The organism is Clostridium lamae, assembly GCF_033043255.1.
In the GTDB taxonomy this organism is placed as follows: domain Bacteria; phylum Bacillota; class Clostridia; order Clostridiales; family Clostridiaceae; genus Clostridium; species Clostridium lamae.
On record NZ_JASCQJ010000024.1, the window covers coordinates 24,099 to 44,705 of the forward strand.

At 29.5% G+C, this 20,607-nt stretch carries 21 protein-coding genes; 6 read left to right on the top strand and 15 right to left on the bottom strand.

Annotation, left to right across the window (positions count from 1 at the left end):
- Window positions 1-5: 5 nt before the first annotated feature.
- The 6 genes from fabG to QK892_RS12000 form a co-directional block, all read right to left on the bottom strand.
- Window positions 6-749, bottom strand: coding sequence for a 3-oxoacyl-[acyl-carrier-protein] reductase (gene fabG, locus QK892_RS11975; protein ID WP_317273775.1), 744 nt, complete (start codon window positions 747-749; stop codon window positions 6-8).
- The gene (gene fabD, locus QK892_RS11980) at window positions 742-1,695 is read right to left on the bottom strand and encodes an ACP S-malonyltransferase (RefSeq protein WP_317273776.1); all 954 of its coding nucleotides are present in this window, start codon (window positions 1,693-1,695) and stop codon (window positions 742-744) included. The genes fabG and fabD overlap by 8 nt, the downstream gene beginning before the upstream one ends.
- Window positions 1,696-1,709: 14 nt before the next feature.
- Entirely contained in the window at window positions 1,710-2,636 is a 927-nt protein-coding gene (gene fabK, locus QK892_RS11985) for an enoyl-[acyl-carrier-protein] reductase FabK (RefSeq protein ID WP_317273777.1), read from the bottom strand.
- A gap of 36 nt (window positions 2,637-2,672) precedes the next feature.
- Window positions 2,673-2,894, bottom strand: coding sequence for an acyl carrier protein (gene acpP, locus QK892_RS11990; protein ID WP_317273778.1), 222 nt, complete (start codon window positions 2,892-2,894; stop codon window positions 2,673-2,675).
- A 12-nt stretch (window positions 2,895-2,906) separates the two neighbouring features.
- Window positions 2,907-3,884 carry a beta-ketoacyl-ACP synthase III gene (locus QK892_RS11995; RefSeq protein ID WP_317273779.1) on the bottom strand — a complete coding sequence of 326 codons (978 nt, stop codon included), beginning with the start codon at window positions 3,882-3,884 and terminating at the stop codon, window positions 2,907-2,909.
- A 68-nt stretch (window positions 3,885-3,952) separates the two neighbouring features.
- Window positions 3,953-4,504, bottom strand: coding sequence for a biotin transporter BioY (locus tag QK892_RS12000; RefSeq protein WP_394855027.1), 552 nt, complete (start codon window positions 4,502-4,504; stop codon window positions 3,953-3,955).
- Window positions 4,505-4,687: 183 nt separating this feature from the next.
- On the opposite strand from QK892_RS12000, the gene QK892_RS12005 reads away from it, so the two are divergent.
- Window positions 4,688-5,746 carry an NAD(P)H-dependent flavin oxidoreductase gene (locus tag QK892_RS12005; RefSeq protein WP_317273781.1) on the top strand — a complete coding sequence of 353 codons (1,059 nt, stop codon included), beginning with the start codon at window positions 4,688-4,690 and terminating at the stop codon, window positions 5,744-5,746.
- A 14-nt stretch (window positions 5,747-5,760) separates the two neighbouring features.
- On the opposite strand, the gene QK892_RS12010 is transcribed toward QK892_RS12005, so the two are convergent.
- Window positions 5,761-6,648, bottom strand: coding sequence for an AraC family transcriptional regulator (locus QK892_RS12010; RefSeq protein ID WP_317273782.1), 888 nt, complete (start codon window positions 6,646-6,648; stop codon window positions 5,761-5,763).
- 137 nt (window positions 6,649-6,785) lie between these two features.
- On the opposite strand from QK892_RS12010, the gene uxuA reads away from it, so the two are divergent.
- The 4 genes from uxuA to QK892_RS12030 all read left to right on the top strand — a co-directional run bounded on the left by uxuA (window position 6,786) and on the right by QK892_RS12030 (window position 11,789).
- Entirely contained in the window at window positions 6,786-7,853 is a 1,068-nt protein-coding gene (gene uxuA, locus QK892_RS12015; protein ID WP_317273783.1) for a mannonate dehydratase, read from the top strand.
- 1 nt (window position 7,854) lies between these two features.
- Window positions 7,855-9,465: a mannitol dehydrogenase family protein gene (locus QK892_RS12020; RefSeq protein WP_317273784.1), complete on the top strand. Its 1,611-nt coding sequence runs from the start codon at window positions 7,855-7,857 to the stop codon at window positions 9,463-9,465.
- An 11-nt stretch (window positions 9,466-9,476) separates the two neighbouring features.
- Window positions 9,477-10,880 (top strand): glucuronate isomerase, encoded by a 1,404-nt coding sequence (gene uxaC, locus QK892_RS12025; protein ID WP_317273785.1) that lies wholly within the window; start codon window positions 9,477-9,479, stop codon window positions 10,878-10,880.
- Between the two features lie 84 nt (window positions 10,881-10,964).
- Window positions 10,965-11,789 carry a VanW family protein gene (locus QK892_RS12030; protein ID WP_317273786.1) on the top strand — a complete coding sequence of 275 codons (825 nt, stop codon included), beginning with the start codon at window positions 10,965-10,967 and terminating at the stop codon, window positions 11,787-11,789.
- A 94-nt stretch (window positions 11,790-11,883) separates the two neighbouring features.
- Here QK892_RS12030 and QK892_RS12035 read toward each other — a convergent pair whose 3' ends face one another.
- From QK892_RS12035 to QK892_RS12065, 7 genes are all read right to left on the bottom strand, one after another.
- Complete coding sequence (locus QK892_RS12035) at window positions 11,884-12,519, bottom strand: DsbA family oxidoreductase (RefSeq protein ID WP_317273787.1); 636 nt, start codon at window positions 12,517-12,519, stop codon at window positions 11,884-11,886.
- Window positions 12,520-12,675: 156 nt separating this feature from the next.
- On the bottom strand, window positions 12,676-13,614 hold the full coding sequence (locus QK892_RS12040; RefSeq protein WP_317273788.1) for a sugar kinase: 939 nt from the start codon (window positions 13,612-13,614) through the stop codon (window positions 12,676-12,678).
- Window positions 13,615-13,644: 30 nt separating this feature from the next.
- The gene (locus tag QK892_RS12045) at window positions 13,645-14,265 is read right to left on the bottom strand and encodes a bifunctional 4-hydroxy-2-oxoglutarate aldolase/2-dehydro-3-deoxy-phosphogluconate aldolase (protein ID WP_317273789.1); all 621 of its coding nucleotides are present in this window, start codon (window positions 14,263-14,265) and stop codon (window positions 13,645-13,647) included.
- A 17-nt stretch (window positions 14,266-14,282) separates the two neighbouring features.
- Window positions 14,283-15,320, bottom strand: a complete 1,038-nt coding sequence (locus tag QK892_RS12050) for a LacI family DNA-binding transcriptional regulator (protein ID WP_317273790.1) — start codon at window positions 15,318-15,320, stop codon at window positions 14,283-14,285.
- A gap of 245 nt (window positions 15,321-15,565) precedes the next feature.
- Window positions 15,566-16,189: a DUF47 domain-containing protein gene (locus tag QK892_RS12055; protein ID WP_317273791.1), complete on the bottom strand. Its 624-nt coding sequence runs from the start codon at window positions 16,187-16,189 to the stop codon at window positions 15,566-15,568.
- 27 nt (window positions 16,190-16,216) lie between these two features.
- A complete protein-coding gene (locus tag QK892_RS12060) occupies window positions 16,217-17,269 on the bottom strand; it encodes an inorganic phosphate transporter (protein ID WP_317273792.1) in 1,053 nt (350 codons plus the stop codon).
- 133 nt (window positions 17,270-17,402) lie between these two features.
- Complete coding sequence (locus tag QK892_RS12065) at window positions 17,403-17,606, bottom strand: heavy-metal-associated domain-containing protein (RefSeq protein WP_317273793.1); 204 nt, start codon at window positions 17,604-17,606, stop codon at window positions 17,403-17,405.
- Window positions 17,607-17,813: 207 nt separating this feature from the next.
- On the opposite strand from QK892_RS12065, the gene QK892_RS12070 reads away from it, so the two are divergent.
- Complete coding sequence (locus QK892_RS12070; RefSeq protein ID WP_317273794.1) at window positions 17,814-18,758, top strand: hypothetical protein; 945 nt, start codon at window positions 17,814-17,816, stop codon at window positions 18,756-18,758.
- A gap of 118 nt (window positions 18,759-18,876) precedes the next feature.
- On the opposite strand, the gene QK892_RS12075 is transcribed toward QK892_RS12070, so the two are convergent.
- On the bottom strand, window positions 18,877-20,469 hold the full coding sequence (locus QK892_RS12075) for a family 20 glycosylhydrolase (RefSeq protein WP_317273795.1): 1,593 nt from the start codon (window positions 20,467-20,469) through the stop codon (window positions 18,877-18,879).
- Between the last annotated feature and the right edge of the window lie 138 nt (window positions 20,470-20,607).

The window sequence follows — 20,607 nt, forward strand, 5'->3', positions numbered from 1 at the left end:
CTCCTTTAATGCATAACCATTCCACCATCAACATTTATCACTTGCCCAGTAATATAGTTTGATAAATCTGATGATAAGAATAAAGCTAAATTAGCTATCTCTTTAGGTTCTCCTATTTTTTTCATAGGAATAGTTTTTAAAACCTCTTCCTTAACTTTATCTGGCAGAATACTAGTCATATCTGTATTAATATATCCTGGTGCTATTACATTAACATTTATGTTTCTTGATGCAAGCTCTCTTGCTACTGATTTAGAAAATCCTATTACACCAGCTTTAGAAGCTGCATAATTACATTGTCCTGCATTTCCAGCTATACCAACTACAGATGAGATATTAATTATCTTACCAAATCTTTGTCTAATCATTATTGATGATACAGATTTTGTCATATTGAAAGTTCCTTTTAAATTTACATCAATAACATCATTAAAGTCTTTTTCACTCATTCTTAATAATAAGCCATCCTTAGTTATCCCTGCGTTATTTATTAATATATCTATACTTCCAAAATTCTCTTTAACTTCATTAATAAAATTATTAACTTCGTCACTATTACTAATATCACATTTAATAGCTAAAACTTTCACTCCTAAAGCTCTTAACTCTTCTACTAAATGTTCAATTTCTTCATTGTATTTTCTATAATTGATTGCAATGTTTGCACCATTTTCTGCTAGAGTTCTTGCAATTTCCTTTCCAATCCCTCTGCTTCCTCCGGTAACTATTGCATTTTTATTATTAACCATTCAATGCTTCAATCCCTTCTATTGTCTTTTTTAAAGATTTCATATCTTCAATATTAAAGATATTAACTTTTAAATTTTTTTCTCTACTAATTTCTTTTATAAATCCACTTAATACTCTTCCAGGTCCAAGCTCTATAAAAGTGTCTACACCCATATCAATCATCTTATCCACACTTTCAGCCCATCTTACAGAAGATTTAACTTGCGTACATAATATATCTTTTATTTCTTCTTTGTTTTCAATAATATCAGCAGTAACATTAGATATTATTTTAATTTCTGGTGTATTAAATTCTATTCTTTTTAATTCTTCCCTAAGTCTAACTGAAGCACTTTCTAGTAAAGATGTATGGAATGGACCTGATACCTTAAGTTCAATTGCTCTTCTAGCTCCTAATTCTAGGCATATTTCTTTCGCCTTTTCTACTGCTAACTTTTCTCCACCAATAACAATCTGGTTACCCGTATTGTAATTTGATATCTCTACTACTCCTATAGAACTGGCTTCTTTTATGGCTAAACTAATTTTTTCTATACTTAGACCTATAATAGCTGCCATTGATCCTACTCCTATAGGAACTGCTTCTTGCATAAACCTTCCTCTTTTTCTTATTAGAGGAATTGCCTTATCAAAAGATAAAGAATTAGCTGCTACTAATGCTGAATATTCTCCAAGACTTAGTCCCGCAACTACATCAGGCTTTACTCCTGCTTCTTCCAAAGCTTTCATAGCCATAATAGATGTAATTAATATTGCAGGCTGTGTATTTTCTGTAATATCTAATTCCTCTTTTGTTCCATTAAACATTAATTCTTTTATATCAAAATCCAATAATTCTCTTGCTTTATCGAAGGTCTCTTTAGAAACTAAAATATTATCATATAATTCCTTGCCCATTCCTATATATTGAGAACCTTGCCCAGAGAAAATAAATGCTATTTTCATATTTTCGTATCTCCTTAAAAGCTATTCTTAACTTTTTCATACTCACTAAACATCTCTTCAATTATTTCTTTAGCACTTTGCCTTTTGTTAATAAGCCCTGAAATTTGCCCTGCCATAATAGAGCCATTTTCCATATCCCCATCAATTACAGCTTTTTTCAGCGCGCCTTTTCCTAATTCTTCCATTCTTTCTAAAGATACATCTTCCTTCTCAATTTTCATATATTCTCTTGCTAATTTATTTTTTATTACTTGAACAGGATGCCCTGTTGATCTTCCTGTTACAACTGTATCTATATCTTTTGACTTTACTACTGCATCCTTATAATTATCATGAATCGTACATTCATCAGCAACTAAGAATCTTGTTCCAACTTGCACACCTTTTGCACCTAGCATAAAGGCTGCTGCAACTCCTCTTCCATCGCCTATACCACCAGCAGCTATAACAGGAATATTTACAGTATCAACTACCTGTGGCACTAATACCATAGTAGTTAATTTACCTATATGCCCTCCTGCTTCACATCCTTCTGCTATAATTGCATCTGCACCAGCTCTTTCCATTCTCTTTGCTAATGCTACTGATGCTACAACTGGAATTATCTTTATCCCTGCTTTTTTCCACTTTTCAATATACTTTCCTGGATTACCTGCACCTGTAGTGACAACTTTAACACCTTCTTCTATTACTATATCCGCTAAATCATCAGCATTTTCAGATAGTAACATTATATTGACACCAAAAGGTTTATCAGTTAACTCTTTAGCTTTCTTAATTTGTTCTCTTACAAGACTTGCAGGAGCATTTCCTCCTGCAATTATGCCAAGACCACCTGCATTAGATACTGCAGCAGCTAACGAACTATCTGAAACCCATGCCATCCCTCCTTGAAAGATAGGATACTTAATATTTAACAAATTGCAAATATTGCTATTCATGAGTCTTCCTCCAATATAAATTTATATAACTGTATCTTATAGTACGCTTTCTATATACTTAACTGCATCTCCAACTGTTTTCATATTTTCAACATTACTAACTTTTACATTAAAAGCATCTTCAATATCCATAACTACTTGGAATAAATCTAATGAGTCAGCTCCTAAGTCTTCCATAAAATTAGTTTCTAATTTTATATCATCTCCATTTACACCTAATTGTTCAACTACTATTTCCTTAATTTTTTCAAATACCATTTTTATTTCCTCCTAAAATTTTATTAATGTGCCTGCCCAGGTTACTCCTCCACCAAAGGCTGCTAATATTATTTTGTCACCTTTATTTATAAGACCTTTTTCTAAAAGTTCACTTAATGCAATTGGAATACTTGCAGCTGAAGTATTACCATATTTATCAACATTAACATAAAATTTATCTCTATCAATTTTTAATCTTCTTGCTGCTTCGTCTATTATTCTCAAATTTGCTTGATGAGGAACTATAAACTTAATATCCTCAATATCTTCGTTAGATTTATTTAATAATTCTTTAACTATTTCTGGAAGTATAGATACTGCAAATTTAAATACCTCTCCCCCCTTCATTTCTATATATCTTCTTTCAACAGAATTATCAGAGGTAAAAGGTGTATTAAGTTTTAGCTCAGCTGCTACTAATGATTTCTCACCTAAGTTTCCATCTGCTGAGAAACAAGTACTAATAATAGCATCTTCATTATCACAAAGCTCTATTACAGCAGCCCCTGCCCCGTCACCAAATAATACGCAAGTGCTTCTATCACTCCAGTCAACTATCTTAGATAAAACTTCAGCTCCGATAACTAAAGCCTTCTTTTTATCTGTAGCTTTAATTAAACTTGATGCAACTATCAGTGAATATACAAATCCTGAGCATGCTGCTGATATATCAAAAGCTGCTGCATTTTTACATCCTAAAAGCCCTTGAATGCTACAAGCTGTTGATGGCATTATTTTATCTGGCGAAGTAGTAGCTACTATTATTAAATCTATATCATCTTTACTACAATTGCTCTTTTCTAATGCATTTAGAGCTGCCTTATATGCCAAATCAACAGTACCTTCTCCTGTTGATATTCTTCTTTCTTTTATACCAGTTCTTTTTATAATCCATTCATCAGTAGTATCAACTATTTTTTCTAAATCTTTATTTGTAACTGATTTTTCTGGACAATAATGACCAATTCCAAGTATTCTTACTCCCTTCATTATACGCCTCTTTCTAAATCATAAATTTTATCAGTCAAATATTTTTATTATCAAAGTAAGTAATTATATTAAACTACTGTTTTTAATTTTATTGTATTAACTACCCTAACACTTACCAAAGCTGTTATTATTGACTTTATAAGATCACCAGGCAAGGTTAATAATAAACCTTGATAAATAGCTAAGCTTATAGTCATATCTATACCTAAATAAAATTTATTTATTAAGTAAAAATAACTAACTCCAATAAGATATATAAAAATAATCCCTAAAATATTTGCTAATAGTAAATTTTTAAAATTATTATTTCTTAATTCAACTACTTTCCCAATTACATAGGAAGCTACAATAAGCCCAATCAAATAACCAAATGTAGGTTGAAATATATATTGAGGGCCTCCCCCCTTAGTGAATACAGGAATACCTATAAGTCCTATAAAAAGATAAAGCAGCTGCGATAACGAACCTTTCTTAGCTCCTAATATAATACCACTTATACTACAAAAGAAAAATTGCATCGTAAACGGAACATAAGGTATAGGAATACTTATAAATGCCCCTATTGCTGTTAAGGATGCAAAAATTGATATCATCACCTTATCCCGTAATGACAGATTCACCATATCACCCCTCTCAAATATTTTGACCATCAAAATATTAATCTCATAATAATACCATTTTTTTATTTTGTCAATATTCAAATTATTTTATATTATTATTGTATTTTTAAAATTACTATATTATACTATAAATAATATTTTGATAATCAAAGTATTATTATTATATATAAAAGGAGTAGATTTATGAATATAAAACCATTAACTATAGGAAATTTAGTAGCTAAAATACCAGTAATTCAAGGTGGTATGGGGGTCGGTGTATCCCTATCAAATCTTGCTGGAAACGTTGCAAAACATGGTGCAATTGGTGTAATATCAGCTGCCCATCCTGGATATCTTGAAGAAGATTTTGAAACTAATACTCTAGCAGCCAATTTAAGAGGATTGACTAAACACATAAAGAGAGCAAAAGAAATAAGCTCTAATGGAATCATCGGTGTTAATGTTATGGTTGCAATGAATAACTATATAGAACACGTTAAAACTGCTATAGAAGCAGGTGCAGATATGATAATTTCAGGTGCTGGATTGCCTTTAAACTTACCAGAAATAACAGAAGGTAGTTCTATAAAAATAGCTCCTATTGTTTCATCTTCAAAAGCTGTAAGAATAATACTATCTTATTGGAAAAAGCATTTTAATAAGACAGCTGATGCAGTAATAGTTGAAGGTCCCTTAGCAGGTGGACATTTAGGATTTAAAAAGAATACTATAGACGAAGAAATTGGTAATTTTGATAAAAATGTTTTAAGTATAATCGAAGAAGTTAAAAATTTTGAGAAAGAATTCGATAAAACTATACCTGTAATCGTAGCTGGTGGCGTATTTACTCATGACGATTTAGTAAAAAAATTACAACTTGGAGCTAGTGGTGTTCAAGTAGCAACTCAATTTGTAGCAACTCATGAGTGTGATGCTCATATTAATTTTAAAAATGCTTTTGTAAATTGCAAAAAAGAAGATATTGAACTTACAATCAGTCCAGTAGGTATGCCTGGAAGAGCAATTAGAAATAAATTAACAGAAACCTTAAAAACTCAAAGAGTAAAAATAACTAAATGCTATGATTGCTTAATTCCTTGTAATCCTGGAAGTACACCATATTGTATAAGTTCAGCTTTAATTAAAGCTGTTAAAGGCGATGTTGAAAATGGATTAGTTTTTTGTGGTGCTAATGCATATAGAATAAATAAAATATCTTCTGTAAAAGAAATACTTAATATGCTTATGGGCGAAGAATAAAATTTATAGGGAGATTATTTTAATCTCCCTTTTAAAGTGCTTATGTTATGAGTATTTTTAAAATCCTTTGGTGATACCCCATATTCTTTTTTGAAAGCTCTATAAAAACTTGAATAATCATTAAAACCGAACATTAAATTTACTTGATTTATTGCTATATTACTTAAAATAGCATTCTTACATTCTGATAATCTTTTCTTTGTAATGTACTTGTGTATTGAAATACCAGTATTTTTCTTAAATACATGACAAATATAATATTTACTTAAATAAAACTCACTTGCTAATCTTTCTAATGATAACTCTTCATCTAGATGCTCTTCTATATAATTAATAATGCTTCTATATAACTCTACTTCTTCTTTTGGACTCTCTGGATTATTTTCTTCATAAACAATTCGATTCAAATATAATAATAAATCATTTACACATATTGTAATCTTTATATCTCTTCCAAATCGATTAGAATTCATTTCCTCTATTATTTGAAATATCTTAGATTGTATTTCATTAAAGATAATTATATCATTATGAAATATATATTTTTTTCTACTTTTAACGTAGTCTATTAAATACACATAATCTGAAGAAACTTCTGATAGCTTATTTAAATATTCTTCACTTAACCAAAATACAAATCTACTATATAAATTCTTATTATTAATTATTGGATAGTGAGCTACTTTTGGTGGAACTAAAATCATATCTCCTTTTCTTAAATTATATCTATCATTGTTAATAACAATATCCACATCCCCCTCTAAAAACAAATAAAATTCATAATAGTTATGTGTATGAGACTCTATTTTTGATGGATCGAAATCACTATAATAATATAATTCAAAGTCCTTGGAAAACATATACTGTCTTTTTGTGAATTCAGTTTTTAAATTTTTCTTCATAACTTTCTCCTTTTACTTAATTTACCATAAGACAGCAACTTTTACAATGTAAATGACAATTGATTCAATTGGATTTCTTATTAGAATATTTAATAATAAAAGTAATTAATTATATTATAAAAGGAGAAATATCTATTATGGAAATGACACTAAGATGGTTTGGTTCAAAATTTGATACAGTTACATTAAAACAAATTAGACAAATTCCTGGAGTTACTGGAGTTATAACTACTCTATACGATACTCTTCCAGGAGAGGTATGGAGTATAGAAAGTATCCGTAAAATTAAATCTGAAGTAGAAGCTGCTGGTCTTCATATATCCGGAATTGAAAGTGTTAATATTCATGAATCAATTAAGATTGGTTCACCAGATAGGGATATTTATATTGATAATTATATAAAAACCCTTGAAAACCTAGGTCAAGAAGATATTCATCTAGTGTGCTATAACTTTATGCCTGTTTTTGATTGGACCCGTACAGAACTTGCTAGAGTAAGGAGTGATGGGTCAACTGTTCTGGCTTATAATCAAGATGCTATAGATGCATTGAATCCAGAAGATATGTTTAGTCATATTTCTGAACATTCGAATGGCACAGTTCTACCTGGATGGGAACCTGAGCGAATGTCCAAAATTAAGAACTTATTTGAAATGTATAAAGATGTAAATGAAGAAAAATTGTTCAGTAACTTAGAATATTTTCTTAAAAAGATTATGCCAGTATGCAATAAATACAATATAAATATGGCGATACATCCTGATGATCCTGCATGGAGTGTATTTGGACTACCTCGTATAATCATTAATAAAAATAATATTCTACGTATGCTTAACATGGTAGATGACACACACAATGGAGTCACTTTCTGTTCTGGCTCCTACGGAACTAATCCTAAAAATGATTTACCTGATATGATTCGTTCACTAAAGGGACGAATACATTTTGCACATGTTAGAAATTTAAAGTTCAATTCACCAACTGACTTTGAAGAAGCAGCTCACCTCTCATCCGATGGTTCTTTTGATATGTATGAAATAATGAAAGCCTTATATGAGATTGGATTTAATGGTCCTATTCGTCCTGATCACGGTCGAATGATATGGGATGAGGTTGCAATGCCTGGATATGGTTTATATGATAGAGCTCTTGGAGCTACATATTTAAACGGTCTTTGGGAAGCTATTGAAAAAGGAGATAAATAATATGCAATTAACTGAAGTGGGATTATGTAATAGAGAATCTTTCGAAAAAGCTGGCTACATTCTTCCAAATTATGATAGACAGTCACTAATAAAAAATACGAAGGAAAACCCTAAATGGATACATTTTGGTTCTGGTAATATATTTCGTGCTTTTCAAGCAAATCTTGCACAAAATCTTATTAATGATGGTCTCCTTGATACTGGTCTTATAGTTGCAGAAGGTTATGATTATGAAATTATAGAAAAGATTAATAATCCTCACGATAATTACAGCATTCTTGTTACATTAAAATCAGATGGAGCAATTACAAAAACTATAATAGGAAGTGTAGTTGAATCATTAATGGTTGATTCAACTAATAAAAGTGATTTCTTTAGATTAAAGGAAATCTTTCAAAGTGATTCTCTTCAAATAGCAAGTTTTACAATCACAGAAAAGGGATATAGCTTAATTGATGGACAAGGTAATACTCTACCATCAGTTTTAAAAGATATAAAAAACGGTCCAGAAAATCCAGAAAGTTATATTGGCAAAATAGTTTCACTCCTCTACACTCGCTATTCTTCAGGAGAAAAACCAATTGCTATGGTAAGTATGGATAATTGTTCAAATAATGGATTTATATTTCATAATGCTGTACTAGAGTTAGCTAATAAATGGTATGATTCTAATTTAGTTGAAAAGGAATTCATTAATTACATTAATAATAATGATAAAGTTTCGTTTCCGTGGACTATGATTGATAAAATAACACCACGCCCCTCTCTTTCTATAGAATCCCTTTTGAAAGAAGATGGATTAGTAGAGATTAAACCTATAGTTACAGAAAAGAATACTTTTATTGCACCATTCGTAAATGCAGAAGAATCTGAATACCTAATTATAGAAGATACATTCCCAAACGGCCGTCCTCCGTTAGAAAAAGCTGGTGTAATATTTACTACAAGAGAGAATGTTGAAAAGGTGGAAAAGATGAAAGTATGTACATGTTTAAATCCTCTGCATACAGCTCTTGCGATATTTGGATGTATCCTTAACTACGATTCAATTGCTAAAGAGATGGAGAATTCAACATTGAGAAAATTAGTAGAATATATCGGTTATAATGAGGGACTCCCTGTAGTTGTAAATCCAGATATATTAGATCCTAAAGATTTTATTGATACAGTTTTAAAAGTAAGGCTTACAAACCCTTTTATACCTGATACCCCACAAAGAATTGCTACTGACACTTCTCAAAAATTAGCAATTCGTTTTGGCGAAACAATTAAAGAATATTATAATTCACAATACTTAGATGTATCTGATTTAAAATTTATACCTCTTGTCTTGGCTGGATGGCTTCGTTATCTTATGGCAATAGATGATAATGGAAATAAATTCGAATTAAGTCCTGATCCAATGCTATATTCATTAACTTCCATTATGTCTTCAATTAATATTGGTGATAATAAAAACTTTGAAGAATTATTAATGCCTATACTTAAAAACAAAAAAATATTTGGAGCTGATCTTTATGAAGTAAATATGGCTAGTACCGTATGTAATTATTTTAAAGAGATGGTGTCTGGAATAGGTGCAGTAAAAGCTACACTTGAAAAATACGTGTAAGGAGAATTATTATGAAACCTTTTATTAATGAAAATTTTTTATTGCAATCTAAAACAGCTAAAACCTTATATAATAGCTATGCTGTAAAAATGCCAATTATCGATTTTCATAATCATTTAAATCCAAAAGATATATATGAAGATAGAATTTATAATAATATTACAGAGATTTGGCTTGAAGAGGATCATTATAAATGGCGTGCTATGCGTGCATATGGAATCCATGAAGATATTATAACTGGTGCTGCTTCTCCTTATGATAAGTTTTTAGCTTGGTCGGAAACGGTACAAAACTTAATTGGAAATCCTTTATACCATTGGACACATCTTGAGCTAAAAAATTACTTTGGAATTGATACACTACTCTCTCCTGAAAGTGCTGATGTAATATGGAAAGAATGTAACCAAAAACTAAATTCACCTAGTTACTCAATTCGCAACCTTCTTAGAATGCAGAATATAGAAGTACTATGTACTACAGATGATCCAATTGATGATTTAGAATATCATAAAAAGCTGAAAAATGATAACTTTCAAATTAAAGTACTTCCAACCTTTCGCCCTGATAAAGCATTAGGGATTGAAAAAGAAGATTTCAATGAATATATACAAAGTTTAGGAAGAATAAACGAAAATCAAATAACTAATATTTCAGATTTAATTCACTCATTAAAAAAACGACTTTTATATTTTATCGAAAATGGCTGTTTCATTAGTGATCATAGTATAGAAGATAACTTTTTGGTAACAGCCTCTAAAGAAGAAGTCAATACTATTTTTGAAAATAGACTTTCTGGAAGAGCCCTCACTTCTATTGATTGTGCTAAATATCGTGGATTTTTATTAAAAGAACTCGCCTTTGAATATTCTAGAAATAATATAACTATGCAATTGCATATAGGGGCACTTCGTGATAATTCTACACGCATATTAAATAAAGTAGGTATTAATTCAGGAATAGATAGTATGAATGATTTCAATTATGCAGAGTCTCTTAGTTCATTATTAAATTCTCTAGATATTAATAATGAACTTCCAAAAACAATATTATACTGCTTGAATCCAAAAGACTTAGAGATGCTCTCTACTATGTGTGGAAATTTCCAAAGCAATAATAATGGTATTAAAGGGAAAGTGCAACTTGGTGCTCCATGGTGGTTTTCTGATAATAAATTAGGAATAGAAAACCATATAGATATATTATCTTCTACAGGAGTGCTCTCTACTTTTGTTGGTATGCTTACTGATTCGAGAAGTTTTATATCCTTCCCGAGACATGAGTACTTTAGAAGAATCTTATGTAATAAAATTGGTATCTTAGTTGATAACGGTGAATATCCTGCTGACTTTGATTATCTAGGAAAACTAATTAAAAATATTTGTTACTATAATTCTAAAAATTATTTTGGTATATAAGTCTTTAACGCATTCCATATATTTACATAGTAACAATAATTTCGTATAATTATGCTATCTGGAATATTGTGGAGGATAATTTGTATGTCCTATGTTGAGAAAAAGCCTATAAAAAGAAGTAAGCTAAGGTTGTTTGTAGGTAAATTTTACTATAAAGCAAAAAAATATATTTATTGGTTTTTATCTAATAAATCTTATAGCAGAAGAAGAACTAGTAACAAACTAGAATATTTAGTGTTTACGCACAAAACCCCTCTTTATAGAAAGCTAAAAGATGTAGATATGTATTTACAAGAAAATAAAGTTGAAAATCTAAAATTAGCTTTAAAAGAACTTAATGGCCTAGAAGTGAATCCAGGTGAATATTTCTCTTATTGGAAAGCTCTAGGTAAGCCAAGCTATAGAAAAGGATATAAAGATGGCCTTGTTTTATGTCCTGATGGTAGCTTTAAGCCTGGAGTTGGTGGAGGGCTTTGTCAACTTTCTAATTTGATTTATTGGATGACTCTTAATACACCATTAACTGTAACAGAAAGGTATAGACATAGTCATGATGTTTTTCCTGATGAAAAAAGAACACAACCTTTTGGTTCTGGTGCTACTTGTTATTATAATTATTTAGATTTAGAAATAAAAAATACTACCAATTCGAAATATCAGCTTATACTCTTTCTAACTGATACACATTTAGTTGGCGAATGGAGATCATCTGAACCATGTCAATATTATTATGATATTTATGAAAAAGAACATTCTATGACTCCTGGCTTCTTTGGAAATTATATCAGAAACAATGTAATTTATAGAAAAGTATATAATTTAGATAGCGAATTAATAAATGACGAATATATATGTGAAAATCATGCTTTTATGATGTATCAACCATATTTGAGTCAATCAAAACAATAAAATTTAAAGAGCTTACGCATATGAATTAATTATCATTTGCGTAAGCTCTTCTATTTTTATATTGCCTAGTAAACTTTTCTCATCTATCTTTTACTCAATCAACTTCAGCAGCTCTATTTAAAGCCATTAAGAATATCTCTTCTGACTGTGCACCACTAATAATAAATTTATTATTAATAATATATGTAGGTACAGAAGTTATAGAATAATTTCTAGCTAACTCTTCATCTTCTCTAACTTCTTTTTTATATTTATCACTATTTAATACTCTAATTGCCTCTTCTTTATCTAACCCGACACTACTTGCAATATCTCCTAAAGTATCAAAATCGCTTATATTTTTAGAATCTATAAAATATGCTTTAAATAAAGCCTCTGCCATTTCATTATTCTTATTAAAACCATTTGCAAAATAAATCATACGATGTGCATCAAATGAGTTATTAAGTATTAATTTATCAAAGTTATAATCTAGCCCTAATTCTTTAGCCTGTTTTACTATATTATTATTGTTACGTTTAGCTTCGTCATAATCTATACCATACTTTTCTGCAATAGCTTCATGAATATTATTATTGTTTATTTTTTCTGCATTAGGATTTAATTCAAAACTTCTAAATAATACTTCTACCTTTTCTTTATTCTCAAATTTATTTAAAGCATTTTCAAATCTACGTTTACCAATATAACAAAATGGACAAAATATATCTGACCAAATTTCTACTTTCATCTTTATTACTCCTTTACTTTTTACACATATTATATACCTATTTTTAGCTTTATTCAAAATAAAAGTATAATCCTATGTTATAAAAAAATTAAGAAAGAAAATTTAAAATATAAATCCTCTTTCTTAATTAATAATTCAAAGCTTCATCAATAAATTTTAATTCATCTTTATAAATTCATCTAATTTCTCTCTAGTAGGTAAACCTTCATTATCACTAACAAAAGTAACTTGTATTGCACCTATCGCATTTGCTCTTATTAAGGAATCTTCAAGTTTTAGTCCTTCTAATATTCCACTTACTATTCCTACTGCGAAACCATCACCAGCACCTACAGTATCAACTACTTTCTCAACTTTAAATCCTGATTTTCTATAAGTTTTAGATCCACTTCTAGCATATGCACCCTTGCTGCCTTCTTTTATTACGATATCTTTTACTCCTAAATTTTGATAGAAATCTGCAATTTTATCTGGATCACTACTTCCTGTTAATATCAATCCTTCTGATATACCTGGTAATATTAAATCACACTTACTAGCTATGTCATTAATAACTTTGATCATTAACTCTTTACTCTCCCATAAAGCAGGTCTTAAATTAGGATCAAAAGTAATATATGCACCTTGCTCTTTTGCTTTTTCTATTAATCTGTATGTTGCTTCTCTACAACTTAATGATAGTGCTGGTGTAATTCCTGTAACATGTACCAGTTCTACTCCATCAAAATTTATTTTATTAATATCTTCTGAATTCATATAAGAAAATGCTGATCCTTTTCTATAGTAAGCAGTTACAGGATCTCCTGATGAAACCTTACTCTTAAGCATAGTTGCAGTTTTATACACAGAATCAAAAGTTATAAACTTTGTTCCTATACCTTCTCTATCTAAAAATCTTTTAACATACATACCTAATGGATCTTCTCCTAATTTTGCTATGTATTCTACTTTATGTCCTAATCTTGTTAGTCCAATACACACATTAACTTCTGCTCCTGCTAAAGATCTTCTAAATAATTCTATCTCTTCTAATGGTCCCTCTTCTTCAGCTGTGAACAGTGCCATAGGCTCACCAAACAAAATAACTTTACTCATACTCAAGTCCTCCTTTATTCCAGAAACTATCTACTTAGTTGCATCTATTAATTTTTTGCAACGTTCTCTTAATAAATCTAAATTTGATGAATTAATTCCACTTGTTAGATAGCCACCAAAACCTATTGAAAATGCTCCATTTTCAAACCATTCCTTAACATTCTTGTCATCAACACCACCTGTTGGCATCATGTCAATAAAAGGCATTGGAGCTTTTATTCCCTTAATCATCTTCATTGATATGCAATCTCCTGGGAAAAGTTTAACTACATCACTACCTGCTAAATAAGAGTTATATGCTTCAGTTGGAGTCGCAGCTCCCATTGAACAGAATATATCTCTTTCTTTGCAGTAACTTCCAACTTCTTCTACTATACAAGGTGAAACTATAAAATCTGCTCCATTAGATACTGCTAGCTCTGCTTGTTCTATATTTAGAACAGTTCCTGCTCCTATTAATGCATGTGGCAATTCACTTTTAAGTACTTTTATTAGTTTTTCTGCATTTGGTATACTAAAAGTAATTTCTAATGTTGTTATTCCAGATTCAACTAAAGTTTTACATATTTGCTTTGCCTCTTCTAAGTCATTTCCTCTTATTACTGCAATTAATTTACCCTTCATTAACTTTTTAATTTCTTGTTTACTCATTGATCATAACTCCTTTTCTATTTTGGATTTGTAGAACCTCTAATAATAAGTTCCGATGGTATTTCAATAAACTTAGTTCCACTATTATCTTTCTTATTAATTCTATCAATAAGAAGTTTTGCTGATTGAACTCCACAGTCATAGGAATTTTGAGTGATAGTTGTTATTCCTGGTGTTATTAATGATGCCCATCCCCAGTCATCATATCCACAAACTCCTAAATCATCTTTAATTTTTATATTTAGATTTTTCATAGCATGAAGCACATTAAGAAGTATAACTCCATTAACTGCAAAAATAACTCCTTCCTCTCCATTGCACTCTTTCCTAAAATCGATTAATTTTTTTTCAAAAGTATCTATATTATTATTATCAATTACATATGTATATTTATTTCCATCAATTTCATAAAAATTTTTAGCAGCATCTATATAAGCATCATATCTAAAATATCGACTACTATTATCCGTAAGGTCTTGAGTAAAAAAAGCAATTTTTTTATAACCTTGATTAAATAAAAATTCCATACATTTGTAGGTAGCTTTATAATTATCAGTTGTAACTGTATCAATTTTATTAATCTCCTTTAAGCACCTATCTACAAGAACTATATTAATTCCATTTTCGCTTAAATCAATAAGATAATCATCAATTTTACCCGTAGTATTTATAATAAGCCCATCTACTTTATTATCCATTAATGATATAATACTATCTTTCTCTCTATCCGAGTTATTATCTGTATTAGCAAAAAGAACATCATATCCCATATCTTTACATACATCATTTATTCCCTTTACTACTATAGATGAAAACTGACTTCCTATATCAGCAATAATACATCCAATTACTCCTGTTTTCTTTGATTTTAAACTTCTTGCTATATTACTTGGACGATAATTAAGTTTTTTGATAGCTTTTGCTATTCTTTCCTTAGTTTCTATAGACATATATTCATATTGACCATTTAGATATCTCGAAATAGTAGTTTTAGATACCTCTGCTAATTCTGCTACATCTTTTATAGTTGCTTTTTTTTGATTTAAATTATTCACTAAATAAGACCCCCAAGATCCTTTATAAACCGGTTAACTAAAGAAAAAAATAATTGTCCTACTCTATACTTTCAATAGTTTAGGAACCGGTTAACATAAACTAAATAATATTCAACTAACTTAGTTATTAATCTGATTATATATCTATTTATATATAAAAACAATATACAAATCATTTTTTTCTTAATATTATGAAAAATACAAAGATACTTAATACCAATATTTTGTATCTTTGTATTTTTATATTATGAATTTTCCATTATTACACGTTCTACTAAATTGGCTACACTTTCAACTGCGTCACAACACCTTTCAAAATACTTAAAAGTATCAGTCCATGTTGCAAGCTCTATTGGATCCTTAGAAGTAGTATATAAGTTTCTTATACTACTAATATATAATCTGTCACCTTCTTCTTCCAAATCATTTATACTTATTACTAACTTTGAAATTTTTGATGATTTTTTGAAATTATGAAACTCTTTCATTATCTTTTTCAATTCAGCACAATTCTTAATAATAATATTAGAAAAATCTATAGCTTCCTTTTTTATATCTGTAATATTAAACATATAAATTCTAGTTAAAATATCCTCAATTGCATCGGTGACATTATCAATATAATGGGCTATCTCAATAATATTCCCTCTTTCAATTGGTGTTATAAATTCTTTAGCTAATTTATTCATCATTTCATGCTTCTTAACATCAGCTGCATGCTCTATAGTATGCATTTCCTCTATTTTTTTCTGTATTTCATTTGAATCAAAATTTAATAGTGTACTTTGAAGTAAATTTGCCGCATCATATGAATAGTCAACTAATTCTGCTAACATTTCAAAATAATTATTATCTTTCTTTCCTATCATTAAACTTTACTCCTCTTTATTTATATTTTAAAATATCCAAATAAATAATTCTGCCATTAAAAAACCTATTAACCCGCAGCCTGGAAAAGTTAAAATCCATGTCCAAACCATTTCTTTAACTACACCCCAATTAACTGAACTAAGCCTTTTTGCTGCACCTACTCCCATAATAGAAGTAGTTTTTGTATGAGTAGTACTTACTGGAATTCCAGTAACTGAAGAAATTAAAAGACATCCAGCAGCTGCTAAATCTGCTGAAAAGCCTTGATATTGTTCTAATTTAACCATGTCCATTCCAACAGCTTTTATTATCTTATATCCACCTATGGATGTTCCTAATGCCATAACTAAAGAACAAACTATCATAAGCCATACTGGTATAACAAAGCTTTCAACATCTGCTCTTCCATTTGCTAAGAAAATACCCAGCATAAATACCCCCATAAATTTTTGTCCATCTTGTGCACCGTGCATAAATGCCATAGCTGCACCACCACCAATTTGAGAATATTTGAAAAAGCTGCTAGTTTTCCTACGATCAAATCTTCCAAAAATTAGCCCAATAATTTTTACGGTTAGCCAACCCATTCCAAAGCCTAAAAATGTAGATAATACAAGTCCATATACTACCTTCATCCATTCGCCTCCGTTTATACCACTCATTCCACCTTGTAGTGCAATTGCTGCTCCTGAAAGTCCAGCTATTAAAGCATGGCTTTCACTTGTAGGAATTCCGAAGTACCATGCTGCTGTTGCCCATACTACTATAGCAAACAATGCAGCACACAATGCTATAAGTGCATTATGTGAATCTCCACCAAAATCTACCATATTATATATAGTTTGCGCCACATTAGCATTTATCATTGTCATCACAAAAACGCCTAAAAAATTGAATATTGCAGCCATAAAAATGGCAGCTCGTGGTCCTATAGCTCTAGTTGACACACATGTAGCAATAGCATTAGGTGCGTCTGTCCACCCATTAACCAAAATTACTCCTAATGTTAAAATAACAGTAATTAATAAGGGAATGTTGTCCACTATCTGACTTAAAAATTCAAAAAAAGAAATTGTCATTAATTCTCTCCTTTCAGTTTATGTATATAAGTAAAATACTTTGGGTTATAATTTAACGATATATCTTTTTTCATAATTTTGCAATTATTTTGTATAAAAATAGTCTACGTTTTTTACATAGACTATTTTTAATTTATAAAATTTTATGCCCAGTGTTTTCTATGCAACTCCTAATGCTTTGTTGTGTAGCTGGTTTATTATAAATAATTTCAACAGATCCTCTTGCCATATCAACACAAACTTGATTAACTCCCTCAACTTTTTCTAATGAGTTTTTTAGTTGTGTTTTCATATTTTCATTTGCTATTCCGCTAACATTACAGTGTAATCTTTCCATATTATATCTCCTTTCATGCTTAGTACAAATATAGTATGTTCAAAATACATCAGTATATATTCACCACTTTCATTAGTATCACATAACTTATATAGTATTATTTTTAATATTAATTATTAAATAACTCTTTATATCAGTTGATATTAATTACAATTTTTGGTATAATTATGAATTATTTTATAAATAAATATGAAAGGGGTATTAATAATGAAAGATAAACTACTTTTAAATCTTACTGAATTAACTCAATTACACCCTATTATTAATCAAGAGGCTTTGTTTGGCTCATATAGGGGATATAATATTTCTATAAGTTCAATTAATTATATTTATTATATTGATTTCCCTATCAAACTAACTGATGAAAATGAAGTATATAAAATTAATTCTTTTCTTAATGAATTAACAAAGGAATTTAAAAAACTTAATTATGCCTCTTACAAGCCTTCTAGTATTCAATTACAATATGCTCCAGGCTATAAAAAACATAATCATTCAGAAATAATATTATCCATACTAAATAAACTTATAGATTTTTCTATTATGAATAATTTTATTACTGGTTGTAGTTCTTGTGGGGAAAATACAGAGGTATCTCCATTTTTACTAGGTTCTACTATCATTCCTTGTTGCAAGGGATGTCAACTTGAAATTAAAAATACTATTAATGAAAATCAAAATAGCATTAAAAATGTAAGTAATAATATTGTTGGCGGAATTGTAGGTGGATTTATAGGTGCTTTAATAGGTTCAGTGGTTTGGATATTGATATACCAAATGAATTATATTGCATCTATCGCTGGACTAGCTATTGCTATATGTTGCATTAAAGGATATCAATTACTTGGTGGAAAACTTAATATATCAGGTGTTGTTATTACTTCTATAATAACTGTAATAATGGTTTATTTGGCAAATCATTTTTCACTAGCCATAGACATTTATTCAGAATTTAAAAGTTATTATGAAATAACATTCTTTGATGCCTTAAGCTCTGTTCCAGACTTTTTAACTGAGCCTGAACTTAGAAGTGATTTTATGAAGAATTTACTTATTGGTTATGCTCTAACATTTATAGGTTCAGCTTCATATATTAAAAAATCCTATAAAGATGCTAATTTTAGGATAAAAGCTGAAGAAGTAGAAGTTTAAAGTGTGCTATCGCACAGTGTAAAATGAATAATGTAAAATGTAAAATTAAAGAAGAAACTCCTTTGGAGTTTCCAAATTTATATATTAATAAAATAGAGCTGTAAGCAGCTCTATTTTATTAATTTCTAAATATAGTTTTATCTTTATAGTAGTTTATTCCTTCGTATTCCATCCTAGGACCTTGCTTCTCTAACCTAATTTTATATTCTTCAAAGTTTCTAAGATTTTTAGGAGTCCAACCAATTTCCGCATATCCTAATAACCTAGGATATATCATATATTCCATTTGCTCTACATCCAATATGTTTTCAGTCCACAATGGAGATTCTATTCCTAGCACTAAATTCTTAGGTGCATAATCTGTTGGGTCCCAATTATATGCAGTTTCAATTGGAATATATCCAGCCCAATCTAATCCATAAGGTGTATCCTTATTATATTTCATATCTAAATAAGCTTTACCTGCAATAGAAATTATCATATTCATATTCTTCTTTCTTGCAGCTTCATTTGAATCCTTCCAATTTTGTAGTATAACACTAGAATCAATTTCTGGTGATGTGTCTATTGGATCCCATCCTATTGGAGTTTTTCCATATTTCTGAACTATCTTTGAAACTCTTCCTACAAAATAATCATAATCTTCTTTTTTTGTACTATCAGCTTCATCACCACCCATGTGAAAATATTTAGATGGTGAAATCTCTGAAATTTCTTTAACAACATCTTCTATGAATTCATATGTTTTTTCACTATCTGTCATTAATGTGCTGAATCCAACATTAATCCCTGTATATAAAGGCTTCCTTTTACCATCTGGATTCAAAAAACCGTAGGAAGCTAAAGCAGCATTAGTATGTCCTGGCATATCTACCTCAGGTATAATTTCAATATATCTATCTGCTGCATATTGTACTATACTTTTAAACTGTTCTTGAGTATAATATCCACCAGGTCCCCCACCTACTTCTGTACTTCCTCCTATAAGAGTTAAGTCAGGATACTTCTTTATTTCTATACGCCATCCTTGATCATCAGTTAAGTGTAAATGTAATCTATTAATCTTATACTGAGCAGCAAGATCTATTTGCTTTTTTATTTCTTCTTCAGTGAAAAAATGTCTTGCTACATCTATCATAAACCCTCTATAACTATATTCTGGCTTATCATAAATCTTTGAACTTGGAATACTCCACTCAATATTACTAATTAAATCAGTTGCTGATATTTCTTGAGGCAATAATTGTCTTAAAGTTTGAATTCCTCTGAATAATCCCTCTGGTTTATTGGCTTTTATTTCAACTCCATTTGAAGTAGTAATCAATTCATATCCTTCATCGCCTAAATCTGAATTACCATCTATAGTAGTAAGATAAATATAATTTTGTTTTGTACCATCATTTTTATTTATTTTGAAATCATAACCTGTTGATGGCATTAATTTATCTTTTAAATATTCTGCAATCTTAGTTATTTCTGTTGTTTCAGTTTCACTATTTCCCATAACATATATAATGGTATCTTTATTAAGTATGAATTTTCCTTCATTAGCTTCATATGATAATGGCTTTGGTATAATAGTGTTATTTATACTATCTGCTTCCGCAGATACTTGGAATTCCTTATGATGATTTTTATTATTTACTGATAGTAATACAACTGAAAAAATAATAGTAATTAAATATACTATAAATCCTTTCTTATATTTCATAGCAACTTATCGCCTCCTTATAATTTATAATCATCATTAGTTTGTGAAAAAAATTTTATCTTATTCACTCTAAATCCATTACTTGCTTTTTTGTTTTCCTAAAAAAATAATTCTTATAGACTTCATTTACAAATTATT